The organism is Actinomycetospora sp. NBC_00405 (assembly GCF_036044095.1).
Classification (GTDB): domain Bacteria; phylum Actinomycetota; class Actinomycetes; order Mycobacteriales; family Pseudonocardiaceae; genus Actinomycetospora; species Actinomycetospora callitridis.
Map to the genome: position 1 here is coordinate 2,037,308 of NZ_CP107938.1, position 14,432 is coordinate 2,051,739.

The window sequence follows — 14,432 nt, forward strand, 5'->3', positions numbered from 1 at the left end:
ACCCAGGGGTGAGGCCGGAGGCGGTACCCGGGAGTGACGACACGGCCCGTGCCGTCCTCCTACTCTCCGGCCATGGACGGGACCCGGGTCGCGCGACGGCGTCGCTGGTCGTGGGCCGGGCGGATCGTCCTCGCGGGGGGCCTGCTGGCGATCGCCTGGCCGACGTCGCTGAACGAGCTCGCCGTCACGCCCGCCACCGCCCTGCCCGTCGCCCTCGTCGTGGCCCTCCCCGTGCTCGTCGCGCCCGAGCACCCGTGGCGCGCCTGGGGGGCGTCGGCGCTCGGCGCCCTGCTCATCGCGCTGCTCGTCGGCCCCGCTCCCGGGCACGCCGGCGGGGTCCAGGCGGTGCACCTGGTGGTCCTCTGTGGCCTGACCGCGCTCGTCGTCGGCCGGTGCGCGCCGTGGGCCGCCGCGGTCGCCGCGGTCGGGCTCGCCGGATCGTTCGTCCTGGCCACCGGCGCGGCACCCGAAGGGTTCGGGCTCGCCGTCTTCTGGACGGCGGTCGTCCTCGGCGTCGGCCTGCTCCTGCGCCGCGTGCTCACCCAGCGCCGCGAGATCGCCGTGGTCGAGGAGCTCCGCGCCGACGAGGAGTCCCGCCGCGCCGTGCTCCAGGAGCGCGCCCGCGTGGCCCGCGACCTGCACGACGTCGTCGCGCACTCGATGTCGATGGTGGTGGTGCGCGCCGAGACCGCCCGTTACCGGCTCCCGGGTGTGGACGAGGCGTCCGCCGGCGAGTTCTCCGCGGTCGCCGACGCCGCGCGCCAGGCCCTCACCGAGCTGCGCGGCGTCCTCGACGTCCTGCGCACCGACGACGAGAGCCGCCTCGCCCCGCAGCCGACGGTCGCCGACGTCGACACCCTGCTCGCCGCGACCTCCGACGCCGGCGTCGGCCTCACCGTGACCACCACCGGCGACCCCGCGTCGACGAGTCCCGCCGCCGCCCTGTCGACGTACCGGATCCTCGCCGAGTCCCTGGCCAACGCGTCCCGGCACGCCGCGGGCGCCCCGGTCGCCGTCACCCTCGACCACGGCCCCGACGCGGTCCACGTGCGGGTCGTCAACGGTCCGGGCCGGGACGCGACCGGACCCGGCTCCGGCCTCGGGCTGCCCGGGATGCGCGAGCGGGCCGCGGCGGTGGGCGGCGAGCTGACCGTCGGCCCCACCGAGGACGGAGGCTTCGCGGTCGACGCCCGGCTGCCGTCCGGCCGCGCCGTCGGGGTCGCCCCGTGACCCGTGTGCTCGTCGTCGACGACCAGGCGATGGTCCGCGAGGGCTTCGGCGCCCTGCTGGCCGCGCAGGAGGGCCTCGAGGTCGTCGGGCACGCGGCGGACGGCGAGGAGGCCGTCGAGGCGGTCGACCGCCTCTCCCCCGACGTCGTCCTGATGGACGTCCGCATGCCGCGCCTCGACGGGCTCGCCGCCGCCCGGCGGATCATCGCCCGGCACGACGCGGTCCGGGTCCTCATGCTCACCACGTTCGACGTCGACGACTACGTCTACGAGGCCCTGCGCGCCGGGGCCAGCGGCTTCCTGCTCAAGGACGCGCCGGCCGAGGAGCTGGTGCGCGCGGTGCGGGTGGTCGCCGGTGGCGAGGCGCTGCTGGCGCCGTCGGTCACCCGCCGGCTCATCGCGGACTTCGCCAGCCGCGCCGTGCCCGCCCGCGCCGTGTCCGCCCGGATCGACGTGCTGACCGCGCGCGAGCGCGAGGTCCTCGTCCTGATCGCCCGGGGGCTGTCGAACGGCGAGATCGCCACGCAGCTCGTCCTCGCCGAGCAGACGGTGAAGACCCACGTCGGGCGCATCCTCACCAAGCTCGACCTGCGCGACCGCGTCCAGGCCGTCGTGCTGGCCTACGAGACGGGGGTCGTGAGCGCCCGGCTCGACCAGCACCGGGACGGCCGCTCGGGGTGAGTCCTCTGCGGACGCTTCGGTTCTCGCAGCATCCCCCCACAACCACGGCCGGCGGGAACACCGCTGACGACGGAGTCCTCAGATGTCGTCGTCCGGCACGCGGGTGTCCTCCGGGTCCTCGGACTCGCCCCCACCCGCCGACGGCGCAGGCTCGCCACGCAGCGACGCGAGGAGATCGGGCAGCTCGTCGGGCTTGAACAGCACGTCGCGGGCCTTCGAGCCCTCGGACGGCCCGACGACGGCGCGGGTCTCGAGCAGGTCCATGAGCCGCCCGGCCTTCGCGAACCCGACGCGCAGCTTGCGCTGGAGCATCGAGGTCGACCCGAACTGGCTGGTGACGATCAGCTCCGCCGCAGCCACGAGCAGCTCGAGGTCGTCGCCGATGTCGGCGTCGATCTCCTTCTTCTCGCCGGCGGCCTCGGTGGTGACGCCCTCGGTGTAGTCCGGGTCGGCCTGCTCCTTGCAGTGCTCGACGACGGCGCTGATCTCGTCGTCGGCGATGAACGCGCCCTGCAGGCGGTTGGTCTTGCCCGCCCCCATGGGCAGGAACAGGGCGTCGCCCATGCCGATGAGCTTCTCGGCGCCGGGCTGGTCGAGGATGACCCGCGAGTCGGTCAGCGACGACGTCGCGAACGCCAGCCGCGACGGCACGTTGGTCTTGATCAGGCCGGTGACCACGTCGACGGACGGGCGCTGCGTCGCGAGCACCAGGTGGATGCCGGCGGCGCGGGCCTTCTGCGTGATGCGGACGATCGCGTCCTCGACGTCGCGCGGGGCGGTCATCATGAGGTCGGCGAGCTCGTCGACGATGCACATGATGTACGGGTAGGGCCGGTAGACGCGCTCGGAGCCGAGCGGCGCGGTGATCTCCCCGGAGCGCACCTTGCGGTTGAAGTCGTCGATGTGCCGCACACGGTTGGCCTGCATGTCCGTGTAGCGCTGTTCCATCTCCTCGACCAGCCACGCCAGCGCGGTGGCGGCCTTCTTCGGCGAGGTGATGATCGGCGTGATCAGGTGCGGGATGCCCTCGTAGGGCGTCAGCTCGACCATCTTCGGGTCGATGAGGATCATCCGGACCTCGTCCGGCGTCGACCGCGTGAGCAGCGAGACCAGCATCGAGTTGACGAAGCTCGACTTACCGGAGCCGGTGGAGCCGGCGACCAGCAGGTGGGGCATCTTCGCCAGGTTGGCCGTGACCATCCGGCCCTCGATGTCCTTGCCGAGCCCGATGACCATCGGGTGGGTCTCGGCACGGGCGGTCGGCGAGTTCAGGACGTCGGCCAGGCGCACCATCTCGCGGTCGGCGTTGGGCACCTCGATGCCCACCGCGGACTTCCCCGGGATGGGGGCGAGCAGCAGGATCCGGTCGGTCGCGGCGGCGTAGGCCAGGTTGCGGTGCAGCGCGGTGATCTTCTCGACCTTCACGCCGTGCCCGAGCTCGACCTCGTAGCGGGTGACGGTGGGACCCCGGGTGAAGCCGGTGACCTCCGCGTCGACCTTGAACTGCTCGAGGACGCCGGTGATCGCCTCGATCATCGCGTCGTTCGCGGCGCTGCGGGCCTTGGGCGGGTCGCCCGGGATCAGCAGGTCCGGCGGCGGCAGGCGGTAGTCGTCGTCCGCGCCGGGCTCGCGCTGGGAGCTGAACGACGCCGCGGCCTGCGGGTCGGGCTCGGTCTCCGGCGGCGCGGTCACGTCGGGCACGACGGCGGGCGCCGCCGCGGCCGGCTTGCGCTTCTTGGCGGGCGGCGCGGGAGCGGGCTCGGCGACGACGGCCGCGGCGCCCTCGGGGGGCGTCGTCAGGTCGGGCACCGCGCCCGGCGTGCGCTCGCGGTGGCGGGCGGGGTGCGCGGCGGCGTCCGGGTCCTCCTCGGAGGCTGCGTCCTCCCCGCGACGTCGACGACGGATCCGCGTGGTCGGCGCCGTGCCGTCGTCCCCGTCGACCCCGTCGACGTCGACGTCCTCGGGGCCGCCCCACTCGTCCTCGGGGTACTCGCCGGTGACGAGGGCGCGCAGGCGCTCGCCGACCTCGCGCACCGGGGTGCCCGTGAGCACCAGCAGGCCGTAGAGCCCGACGAGCACGAGCACGATGCCGGCGATCCAGGTGGTGACGCCGCGGGCCAGCGGGTCGGCGACGACGGCACCGATCACACCCCCCGCGGCGCGCCGGCCGCCGAGGTCGCGGGGCGCGCCGGTGACCAGGTGCCAGACCGCGAGCACGGCGACGCCCAGCAGGAGCGCGCCCACCACGCTGCGCGGGCGGGTCTCGGGCGACGGGTCGGTGCGCAGGAGGATGACCGCGACGCCCAGCAGGACGACGGGCAGGACGAGGGCGGCCGCGCCGATGATCGTCCGCAGGCCGATGTCCAGGCCCGCGCCGACCGGGCCGCCGGCCCCCCACCACACGCCCGCGGCGGTGAGGACGGCGAGCACCACGAGCCCGAGGGCCACCCCGTCGCGGCGGTGGGCGGCGTCGACGTCCCGGGCGCGGCCCAGGGTGCGGACGAGGGACCCGAGGCCGCGCGCGGTGAGCACCCAGCCGCCGCGCAACGTGCGCACGATCGGCCCGGGACCGCCACGGCGTGCGGGCGCACGACCCTTCGTCGTCCGGCCCTTCGAGCCGCCGGCGGCGCGGCGCCCGCCCTTCGAGGGCGGGCGCTGCTGGGGCGACCGCGTGGGGGTCTCCGGGCCGGCGCCACTGCGGCGCGGCGTCCGGCCGCCGGTCAACGGGCGGCTACGGGACGCGCGCTTGTCTGGTGTCTCGGTCCGCCCTGCCATGCCGTCACGGTATCCCGGGCGCACCACGAGCCCCGGTAGCCACACGCGCCACGACCCGGCCGGTCCCCGTTCGAGGCCCGGAGCCCCCGGAGGGTCAGCAGCCCGGAGATCAGCAGCCCGGAGATCAGCAGCCCGGAGATCAGCAGCCCGGAGATCAGCGACCGGCGTGGTAGCCGACCTCGCCGGCCCACACCGAGGTCTTCTGCACGTACTCCCCCGCGCAGGTGACGTCGCGCTCGGAGATCAGCCGCTCGAACGCCGCCGCGGTCGCGACCACGTCCGGGGGGCAGCACCGGGTGGAGAGCTCGAGGAGCTCCCGACCGCTGGGGAAGCGGAAGTGCTCGAGGTCGGCCCGGCTCAGCCCCTCGGCGGCCGCGACCTTGACCCGCCGGACCACCAGCGGGCCGTGGACCAGGAGCTCCTTGAGCAGGTCGTCGTCGACGGCCTCGCTGCCGCCGCCGCACGCCCACGCCTGCTGGGTGGGCGAGAGCAGCTGCCGCGACTCGGCCGAGCCGGCGATCACCGCGGCGGCCGCGGCGCGATCGATCTCGCGGCGCACCTCGATGTCCTGCCACACGCCCCCGGGCACGACGTCGTACTCCACACGCGCTCCCCGGGGGATCGTCTCCGGCCTCGTCGTGCCGCTGCGGCGCGTGGACACGCAGAGATCGAAGCGCCCGCGGGCCCGGCGGCGCAGGCGGATCTCGACGCCGGCGCGGATCAGGTCCAAAGAGGGGGTGTCGACGAGGTAGGACTCGCGCACGCTCCACGTCGGGGACGGGCGTCCCGTCAGCGCCTCGGCCGCCGCTCCCGCCGGGGGCATCAGCAGCGACTTCATCTCGACGCTGGCGCTGTCGTCCCCGGGACCGTGCAGCTGGGCGAGCGCCTCGGCCGCCGCGAAACTGCCCACCGATCGACCTCCTGCCGGACCTGTATGTCGGTCCCCGTCGCCGGCATCGCCCTGCCGCGACCATAGCTCCGCGCGGTGACCCGGGACACCTCGGGACACGAAACCTGGCGGGTTGGCCAGGTGCCCCCGAGCGTGCGCGGCGAGCCGTGACGCTCCGGTGTGCTTCCGGAAACCGGAACGGCTCCGAGATTCGCCGCGGGCCGCCGTTTCCCCTGGCGGGCCCGGTCGGGACGGCCCCTTCACCATGATCGAGATGGCGGACGGACCAATCTGGCCCTTGCCGACCACGGACCGCATCCCTATGGTCACCTGTGGCTCAGCACACACCGTTGGTCGGCAGGCTTGCTCCGCTCGTCGCCGAGAACGTCGTGTCCTGCCGCCCAGCGGTCGACACCCTCGGCCAGACGGTCCTCCTGGACCGTGGCGGCACCTGCTGTACGCCGTCTCCGAGGTGTCCCCGGGACGGCGACAGCCAGGAGGAGCACATGGGAGTGCCCGAGCATGCGTCCACGGACGCGCTCGCGCCGGGAGGCATCAGCCCCGGCAGCAGTCACTCCTCCTCCCCGCACGTCGATCCCGCCGTCCGCCGCGTCGACATCACGCAGCCCGTCCGGCCGGGAGAGCCCACAGCTCCCGGTCGTCCCGGGCCGGGGTGACCGTCGACGACGGAAGGGACGGGCAGGTTCACGTGGTGGCCATGCCACCGCGCGCAAGGAGTCCGCTAGTGACGAGGAGGGACGGCCGATGACGGCCACGGATAGCGATCGCGAGTCCGAGCTGCATGCAGCGGGACTGGACGGACAGAACAGGACGGCCCTCGGCCGGCTGCTCGGTACCGGCGGCATCGGTTACGCCGAGGAGGGATCGGACGGGGTCATGCGGGCCACGGTCCGCATCCCGGAGGACCAGCTCATCTTCGAGCCCTCGATCCTCGTCTTCCCGCACGGCGGCGAGATCGAGCTCACGCTGATCAACGACGACAAGAACACGCACTGCGCGGTGCTGCCCAACAACGGTGACCCCAAGATCATTTGGATGGTCAACCACTCCAAGGGCACGGCGCGGCTCAACCTGGGCGGACCGGGCACGTACTACTACGGCTCCACCACAGGCAACGACGAGGGCCGCGGGCTGACCGCCGCGCTCGTCTTTGGTGGCGAGGTGCCGGACTCGGCCAAGCTCGACCGTCCCCCGCAGCCGCGCCCGTAGAGAGGAACTCGTCAATGACTGACTACGTGGACGCCGGCGAGGCCGTCCCCCACAAGACCCTGAGCGCCGTCAAGGGCAACGCCCCTCAGGTCAGCAACGTCGACTACGAGCGCATCAAGAACGCGACCTCGGAGCCGCACAACTGGATCACCTACTACGGCACCTACGACGCCCAGCGGCACAGCCGGCTCGACCAGATCAACAAGGACACCGTCAAGCGCCTGACCCCGGCGTGGGTGTTCCAGGCCGGCTCGACGGGTCTGCACTCGGGCTCCTCGACCTACTCGTTCGAGGCCTCCCCGCTCGTGGTGGACGGCGTCATGTTCATCTCCGGGCCCGAGGGCAAGGTCTGGGCCATCGACGGCAAGACCGGCGAAGAGCTGTGGCGCTACAAGCACGCCTCCCCGTACGACGTCTCGCTGTGCTGCGGCAACGTCAACCGCGGCGTCGCCGTGGGCCACGGCAAGGTGTACATGTACACCCTCAACGCCCACCTCATCGCGCTCGACGCGGAGACCGGTGACCTGGTCTGGGACGTCACCAACGGCGACGTGCGCGCGGGCGAGTCCGGCTCGGTCGCCCCGCTGATCGTCAAGGACAAGGTCATCGTCGGCAGCGCAGGCGGCGAGTTCGGTGTCCGCGGCCACCTGGACGCCTTCGACGCCCAGACCGGTGAGCGCCAGTGGCGCTGCTACACGGTGCCGAAGCCGGGCGAGCCCGGCTCGGAGACCTGGCCGGACGACGGCGAGGCCTGGCAGCGCGGCGGCGCGAACTGCTGGATCACCCCCTCCTACGACCCGGAGCTCGAGCTCCTGTTCCAGGGGACGGGCAACCCGGCGCCGGACTTCGACGGCGGCGTCCGCCCGGGCGACAACCTCTACACCGACAGCACCGTCGCGATCGACGTGAACACCGGCGAGATCCGCTGGCACTACCAGTTCACGCCCCACGACCTGTGGGACTACGACTCGACGATGGAGAACGTCCTCTTCGACGCGCCGGACGGGCGGAAGCTGCTCGCCCACGCGGACAAGAACGGATACTTCTTCGTCCTCGACCGCACGAACGGCGAGCTCGTCCGCGTGTTCCCGTTCGTCGACCGCATCACCTGGGGCGACATCAGCCCCGACGGCAAGGTCACGCCGAAGGTGTACCCGGACGAGGAAGGTGTTCCGGTGCACTTCTGGCCGGGCCCGGCCGGCGGCAAGGAATGGACGCACATGGCGTACAGCCCCAACACGGGGCTGATCTACGTGCCGGTGCAGGAAGTCGGCGCGACGGCCACCCGCCGTCGCCGCGAATTCAAGGAGAGCATCCCCTACTGGGGTGCCGGTGTGGCCGTCGACCTCGACGACCACTACGGATTCGTGGCCGCCATCGACCCGCTCACGGGCGAGGAGAAGTGGCGCTGGCGCAACGAGTACCCGATGTGCGCCTCGACGCTGACCACCGCCGGTGGTCTGGTCTTCCAGGGCACGCCGACCGGTGAGTTCGTCGCCCTCGACGAGCAGACCGGCGAGAAGCTCTGGTCGTTCCAGTGCGGCAGCGGGCACCACAGCAGCCCGATGTCGTACAGCATCGACGGCCGGCAGTACATCGCGGTGCCCACGGGCTGGGGCGGCTGGATCGAGGGCTTCCTGCCCGGGCTGCTCGGCGCGGCGGCGGGCGACGCCCTGTTCGTCTTCGCCCTGCCCGAGAACTAGTTTTCCGCTTCGCGGAGATCGAGAACGTCGAGAGGAGGTCACGAGATGGAGCTCCACGTGTGGGAGGCCCCGCAGTTCGAGGAGATCGGGGTCGCTCCCGAGGTGACGATGTACGTCGCCCAGCTGGACGACTGATCGACTGACACCGGGAGGGGCGCCGGACCTCGCAGGTCCGGCGCCCCTCTCCGGGTGTTTGGGGCCCGCCCGAGCAGGAGAACCGTGGAGAGAGGGTATGACCGTCGAGGAGACGCTGGCGCCGCCCGAGGCCCCACGATGGCTCTGCGAACTGTGCGGGTTCATCTATGATCCCGAGGAGGGCGACCCCGACAGCGGCATCCCGCCCGGGACGCCCTTCGAAGACATCCCGGACGACTGGATGTGCCCGATCTGCGGAGCCGAGAAGTCGGACTTCCGCATGCTGGAACCGGGAGAGCACCTCCCGGGGATGTGAGGATGCTGATCAATGATCACCGGGTACGGCCACTTCGTCCAGCTCGCGGAATCACTGCAGTGGGACGAGACCACCATCGACCTCTCCACGGACATCGAGTCCTGGACGAAGCTCGAGGACAGCGAGTACGACCAGATCCTCGGACTGATCGCCGGCTTCTGCGTCGGTGAGACGTCGGTGGCCCTGCACCTGGGATCGTTCCAGTCGAAGGCCACCGTCGACGACGCGATGGCCGGCTGCTTCGAGTCGCAGGCCCGCGACGAGGCCCGGCACGCCCGCTTCTTCGACCGCGTGGTCAGCGAGGTCGTCGGCGTCCCGGGGAAGAACCTCAACGAGCGGCTCGAGGTCCTGCGCGAGCGGGTGAGCCCGGACCTCCTCGAGCTGTTCGAGGAGCGCCTGCCGGCCATCGCCCGCGGCCTCGCCGACTCCGACGAGGAGCTCACCACCGCGGTCGGGCTCTACCACATGATCCTCGAGGGCGTGGTCCTCACAGCCGGGCAGCACGCGCTGCTCGACGCCCTCGAGAAGCTATCGGTCCCGATGCCGGGGATGCGCAAGGGCATGGAACTGGTGCTGCGCGACGAGCGCTGGCACATCGGCTTCGGCTCCCGGGTCATCCAGAGCGCCGACCTCGTCGACAACGACCTCGAGAAGATTCTCAACGAGGGCTCGAAGGCGGCGTGGGCCTGGGGAGACCTCATCTCCTCCAAGGACATCGAGAAGGTGGACCAGCTCCACAAGCGCCGACTCAAGTCCGTCGGGATCAAGTTCTGGTGATCCCCGAGAACACTGCTGCGCTCTGCCGCAGCAGGTAGGTTGGACCGACCGTTGAGAAAGGAGGTGGCATCAGACATGGAGACGCTCGCCGTGTGGGAGACCCCGCAGTTCGAGGAGTTCGGAGTCGCCCCCGAGGTGACCATGTACATCGCTCAGCTCGACGACTGACCAACGTCACCGCGAGGGGCGCCAGATTCGTTCTCGGCGTCCCTCGCGTGCGTTGTACCGCAGTTGTTGCACCGCGAATCACGAGAAAGTGTCCAGGAGGAGGCGTCTCACGATGTGGGTGCGGGTGCTGGGAGCCGGCGCCGGTGGCGGCTTCCCCCAGTGGAACTGCGGATGCCCGGGTTGCCGGGCCGTCCGTGACGGTTCCCGCCCCACCCGGCCGCGCACGCAGTCGTCGATCGCCGTCAGCGCCGACCGGACCACCTGGTTCCTGCTCAACGCCTCCCCCGACCTCCGCAGCCAGATCGAGGCCACGCCCGCGCTGCAGCCCCGCTCGGGCCGCGAGAGCCCGATCGCCGCGGTGCTGCTCACCGACGCCGAGCTCGACCACACCATGGGTCTGCTGCTCCTGCGGGAGGGTCCGGGCATCGAGCTGCACGCCTCCGACGCCAGCATCGAGACCCTCACCGGGGGCACCGGGTTCCTGCCGACCCTGGAGCGCTACACGGAGGTCGACCGGCGGCGCGTCGTCCCCGGCGAGACCGTCGCGCTCGGCGAGGGCCTGTCCTACCGCGCGTTCGACGTGCCCACGGTGAAGAAGAAGCGGTTCGCGGATGGCTCCTCCACGGACGCAGCCGCCTCGGACGTCGGCCGGGTGGTGGGCTACCGCCTCACCGACACGGCGAGCGGGCGCGTCGCGGTGTACCTGCCGGGCGTCCAGGAGATCACCCCCGCGGTGCACGACGAGCTCGCGTCCGCGGACGTCGTGCTGGTCGACGGCACGACGTGGACCGACGACGAGATGATCCGCCTGGACCTGGCGTCCAAGACCGCCCGCGACATGGGGCACATGGCCGTCGACGGTCCGGACGGGAGCCTCGCGGTCCTGGCCGGCCTCCCGGCCGAGCGCAAGATCTACGTACACATCAACAACACGAACCCCATGCTGCTCGAGGACTCCCCCGAGTACGCCACGGTGGTCGCCCGCGGCGCGGAGATCGCGACCGACGGGCTCGAGGTGGAGGTCTAGACCGGATGACCGCGACGCACGACGTGACCCATGAGGTGGCGGGGACGAACGGCGCCGGACACGGCGACGCCGTGGGCCCGGACGCGCTCGTCGAACGCCTCCGGTCCCAGGCCACCCGCTACCACAGCGAGCACGACTTCCACGTGCGCATGAACGCCGGCGAGCTGTCCCCCGCCCAGATCCGGGGCTGGGTGGCCAACCGCTTCTGCTACCAGGAGGCGATCCCCCGCAAGGACGCCGCCATCCTGGGCAACTGCCCCGACCGCGAGATCCGGCAGCGCTGGATCCGCCGCATCACCGACCACGACGGCACGGTCGGTGAGTCGGGGACCACCGAGGGCGGCATCGAGGCCTGGCTGCGCCTCGGCGAGGCCGTCGGGCTCGACCGTGCCGAGCTGCTCGACGGGCGGCACATCGTGCCCGGCGTCCGGTTCTCGGTCGACGCGTACGTGGTGTTCGCCCGCACCCGGCCCTGGCTCGAGGCCGTGGCGTCGTCGCTCACCGAGCTCTTCGCGCCGGGTCTCATGGCCGAGCGCCTCGCGGCGTTCGAGAAGCACTACACCTGGATCGACCGCGACGGCCTCGACTACTTCCGCAACCGGCTCCACCAGGCCCCGCGCGACTCCGAGCACGCCCTGGAGATCGTCACCGCGCGCTGCCGCACGGCCGAACAGCAGGACGCCGCCGTCGCCGCGCTCGCGTTCAAGAACGACGTGCTCTGGGCGATGATGGACGCGATCGACCGGGCCTACCCGGCATGACCGGCACCGTCCCGCTCACCGGCCGTCCCGCGCTCGCCCGGTTCGTCAAGATGCGCTTCGACAAGGCACGGGACCGTCAGGTGCTGCTCGGTCCGGAGACGGTCGTGACGCTCAACCCCACCGGCGCCGACATCCTCGGTCTCTGCGACGGAGCGCGTAGCGTCGCCGACATCGTCGACGAGCTCGGCAGACGCTACGACCGCGTCGTCGACGACGAGGTGACGCAGTTCCTCGCCCAGCTCGTCGCCCGGCGCTGGATCGCCATCGAGGAGGACACCCGTGGCTGAGACGACGGTCGACGGCCCGCTCGGTCTGCTCGCGGAGCTGACGCACGCCTGCCCGCTGTCGTGCTCGTACTGCTCGAACCCCCTGGAGCTCACCAAGCGCTCCGCCGAGCTGGCCACCGCCGACTGGCACCGCGTGCTCGACGAGGCCGCCGACCTCGGCGTGCTGCAGAGCCACTTCTCGGGCGGCGAGCCCCTGCTGCGCCGCGACCTCGTCGAGCTGGTCGGGCACGCGAGCTCGCTCGGGATGTACACGAACCTCGTGACCAGCGCGATCGGCCTCTCCCGCCCGCGCGCGCAGGCGCTGCGCGACGCCGGCCTCGACCACGTGCAGGTCAGCATCCAGGCGGACGAGCCCGTGCTCTCCGACCGTCTCGCCGGCATCTCGTCGTTCGACAAGAAGATCGAGGCCGCCCGGCTGGTCAAGGAGCTGGGGTGGCCGCTGACCCTGAACGTCGTGCTGCACCGCCAGAACATCGACCGCGTCGAGGCCATCCTCGGCTGGGTCGAGGAGCTCGGGGCCGACCGCGTCGAGCTCGCCAACACCCAGTACTACGGCTGGGCGCTGGCCAACCGGTCCGCGCTGCTGCCGAGCCGTGAGCAGCTCGAGAACGCGGAGAAGGTCACGCGCGCGTTCCGCGAGCGACTGCGCGACCGCACCGACGTCATCTACGTCATCCCCGACTACTACAGCCAGTACCCCAAGCCCTGCATGGGCGGCTGGGGCGACCGCCAGCTCGTCATCGGGCCCGAGGGGAACGCCTGGCCCTGCTTGTCCGCCCACGAGCTGCCGCTGCCGAAGGCGAACGTCCGGGAGCACCACCTGGAGTGGATCTGGCGCTCGTCGCCGATGTTCACCGCGTTCCGGGGCACCGACTGGATGCCTGACCCGTGCCGCAGCTGCGACCGTCGCGAGGTCGACCTCGGCGGGTGCCGCTGCCAGGCCTTCCAGCTCACCGGGGACATGACCCGCACCGATCCGGTCTGCGTGCTCTCGCCCGATCGCCACATCATCGACGAGGCCGTCGCGGCGGCGAACGACCCCGCCGCCGCCGAGCCGGTCGGCGCCGTCCCGGTCGGGTCCGGGCCCGTCGGGCTGGGGATGCCGGAGCTCGCGGTCCGGCCGCATCGCGCGGACTGATCTGGGCGGGACTGATCACCGGGAGCGACACCGCGAGTGACCCGGGTTACACAGCCGGGTGAGGCTGTCAACCCGTTGAAACAAGCACACATGACGATCACCATATGGCGGCCACCTCACCAAACGTCGGTTGAGCAAGGAGCCGTTCGTGATCCCCATCCTCCAGTTCGTCCTGGGCATCGCGGTGCTCGTGTACAGCGCCGAGAAGCTCATCGGATATCTGGTCGGCGTCTCGAGTCGATGGGCGATCTCGCTCTTCCTCATCGCGGTCGTCTTCACCGGCATCGAGTTCGACGACCTCGCCTTCGGCATCGTCCTCAACCTCGAGGACCTGAGCGAGGTCGCCCTCGGCACGGTCGTGGGCACGACGACCGCGATGACCGGCCTCGTGCTCGCCCTCGCGGCGATCATCGCGCCGACCGTGGTGGACGTCCCGAAGGACTACCTCGTCCTGTTCGTTCTCGCGCCGGTCATCATGTATGCGCTCGCGCTCACCGGGGCCCTGACGGTCCTCACCGGTGTCGTCCTGCTCGTGCTGTTCGTGGCGTTCGTCGGCTGGGTGGCCTACCGCGAGTACTCCGCGCGGCGCCCGGTGTGGCGCAACGCCGAGGTGTACGAGCAGCTCGAGAAGGCCGGGGTGACCTCCGGCGGCGGCACGGCCACCCTGACCCGTGAGGGCGGGGGTGGTGACGGCCCGAGCACCGGCACCGGCGGCGGCGGCGGTGGCACGGGCGGCGGCACCGGCGGTCACGGCGGCTTCGAGCTGCCGCCCGACCTCCGCATCGACCAGGGCTTCCTCAAGGCCCGCCAGACCTCGCCGGTCGGCACCGTCGTCCTCGCCGTCCTCGCCCTGGTCGGCCTCGTCGTCGGCGCCGTGGTCGCCGGCGCGGGCACCGAGGGGATCCTCGAGGAGTTCGCCATCGAGGGCACCGTCTTCGGCGTCACGATCGCGACCCTGGCGCTCTCCCTGGAGGACATCTTCCTCACGGTGGAGCCCGCCCGTCGCGGTGCACCGGAGATCGGCATCGCCAACGTCATCGGCAGCGTCGTGTTCTCGGTGACCGGCAAGCTCGGCATCATCCTGCTCATCGGCGGTGCGATCACCGTCGACGACGACACCCTCGCCTGGCACATGCCGGTCCTGCTGGTCATGACCGTGATCGCCGCGGTCTTCCTGGCCACCGGTCGCCTGCGCCGCTGGCACGGCTTCGTGCTGCTCGCTCTCTACGCCGCCTACTTCGTGATCAGCCTGGTGGTCTTCGGTGAAGTGCCCGTCGACGACTGAGCCGGACCCACCGAAGACGTACCCACCGGAG

General features: G+C 71.8%; 15 protein-coding genes. 13 read left to right on the top strand and 2 right to left on the bottom strand.

Annotation, left to right across the window (positions count from 1 at the left end):
* Positions 1-72: 72 nt before the first annotated feature.
* Both OG774_RS10055 and OG774_RS10060 read left to right on the top strand, forming a co-directional pair.
* Positions 73-1,230 (top strand): sensor histidine kinase, encoded by a 1,158-nt coding sequence (locus OG774_RS10055; protein ID WP_328309041.1) that lies wholly within the window; start codon positions 73-75, stop codon positions 1,228-1,230.
* Positions 1,227-1,910, top strand: coding sequence for a response regulator transcription factor (locus tag OG774_RS10060; protein WP_328309043.1), 684 nt, complete (start codon positions 1,227-1,229; stop codon positions 1,908-1,910). The genes OG774_RS10055 and OG774_RS10060 overlap by 4 nt, the downstream gene beginning before the upstream one ends.
* A 78-nt stretch (positions 1,911-1,988) precedes the next feature.
* On the opposite strand, the gene OG774_RS10065 is transcribed toward OG774_RS10060, so the two are convergent.
* Positions 1,989-4,685 (bottom strand): DNA translocase FtsK, encoded by a 2,697-nt coding sequence (locus OG774_RS10065; protein ID WP_328309045.1) that lies wholly within the window; start codon positions 4,683-4,685, stop codon positions 1,989-1,991.
* Between the two features lie 154 nt (positions 4,686-4,839).
* Positions 4,840-5,595, bottom strand: coding sequence for a hypothetical protein (locus OG774_RS10070; RefSeq protein ID WP_328309047.1), 756 nt, complete (start codon positions 5,593-5,595; stop codon positions 4,840-4,842).
* Positions 5,596-6,339: 744 nt separating this feature from the next.
* Here OG774_RS10070 and OG774_RS10075 point away from each other — a divergent pair.
* From OG774_RS10075 to OG774_RS10125, 11 genes are all read left to right on the top strand, one after another.
* Positions 6,340-6,804: an MSMEG_3727 family PQQ-associated protein gene (locus OG774_RS10075; RefSeq protein WP_274193504.1), complete on the top strand. Its 465-nt coding sequence runs from the start codon at positions 6,340-6,342 to the stop codon at positions 6,802-6,804.
* Between the two features lie 14 nt (positions 6,805-6,818).
* Complete coding sequence (locus tag OG774_RS10080) at positions 6,819-8,507, top strand: PQQ-dependent dehydrogenase, methanol/ethanol family (protein WP_328309051.1); 1,689 nt, start codon at positions 6,819-6,821, stop codon at positions 8,505-8,507.
* Positions 8,508-8,552: 45 nt separating this feature from the next.
* The gene (gene pqqA, locus OG774_RS10085; RefSeq protein WP_328309053.1) at positions 8,553-8,642 is read left to right on the top strand and encodes a pyrroloquinoline quinone precursor peptide PqqA; all 90 of its coding nucleotides are present in this window, start codon (positions 8,553-8,555) and stop codon (positions 8,640-8,642) included.
* A gap of 97 nt (positions 8,643-8,739) precedes the next feature.
* Positions 8,740-8,958 (top strand): rubredoxin, encoded by a 219-nt coding sequence (gene rd, locus OG774_RS10090; RefSeq protein ID WP_274193502.1) that lies wholly within the window; start codon positions 8,740-8,742, stop codon positions 8,956-8,958.
* 12 nt (positions 8,959-8,970) lie between these two features.
* Entirely contained in the window at positions 8,971-9,735 is a 765-nt protein-coding gene (locus OG774_RS10095; protein WP_274193501.1) for a ribonucleotide-diphosphate reductase subunit beta, read from the top strand.
* A gap of 75 nt (positions 9,736-9,810) precedes the next feature.
* The gene (pqqA, locus tag OG774_RS10100) at positions 9,811-9,903 is read left to right on the top strand and encodes a pyrroloquinoline quinone precursor peptide PqqA (protein ID WP_274189167.1); all 93 of its coding nucleotides are present in this window, start codon (positions 9,811-9,813) and stop codon (positions 9,901-9,903) included.
* 112 nt (positions 9,904-10,015) lie between these two features.
* The gene (gene pqqB, locus OG774_RS10105; protein WP_328309057.1) at positions 10,016-10,930 is read left to right on the top strand and encodes a pyrroloquinoline quinone biosynthesis protein PqqB; all 915 of its coding nucleotides are present in this window, start codon (positions 10,016-10,018) and stop codon (positions 10,928-10,930) included.
* A gap of 5 nt (positions 10,931-10,935) precedes the next feature.
* Positions 10,936-11,691, top strand: coding sequence for a pyrroloquinoline-quinone synthase PqqC (gene pqqC / locus OG774_RS10110; RefSeq protein WP_328309059.1), 756 nt, complete (start codon positions 10,936-10,938; stop codon positions 11,689-11,691).
* Positions 11,688-11,978, top strand: coding sequence for a pyrroloquinoline quinone biosynthesis peptide chaperone PqqD (pqqD, locus tag OG774_RS10115; protein ID WP_328309061.1), 291 nt, complete (start codon positions 11,688-11,690; stop codon positions 11,976-11,978). Before pqqC ends, pqqD begins: the two co-directional genes overlap by 4 nt.
* Positions 11,971-13,116, top strand: a complete 1,146-nt coding sequence (gene pqqE / locus OG774_RS10120; RefSeq protein WP_328309063.1) for a pyrroloquinoline quinone biosynthesis protein PqqE — start codon at positions 11,971-11,973, stop codon at positions 13,114-13,116. Before pqqD ends, pqqE begins: the two co-directional genes overlap by 8 nt.
* A 148-nt stretch (positions 13,117-13,264) precedes the next feature.
* A complete protein-coding gene (locus tag OG774_RS10125) occupies positions 13,265-14,401 on the top strand; it encodes a sodium:calcium antiporter (protein ID WP_328309065.1) in 1,137 nt (378 codons plus the stop codon).
* The last annotated feature ends 31 nt before the right edge of the window (positions 14,402-14,432 follow it).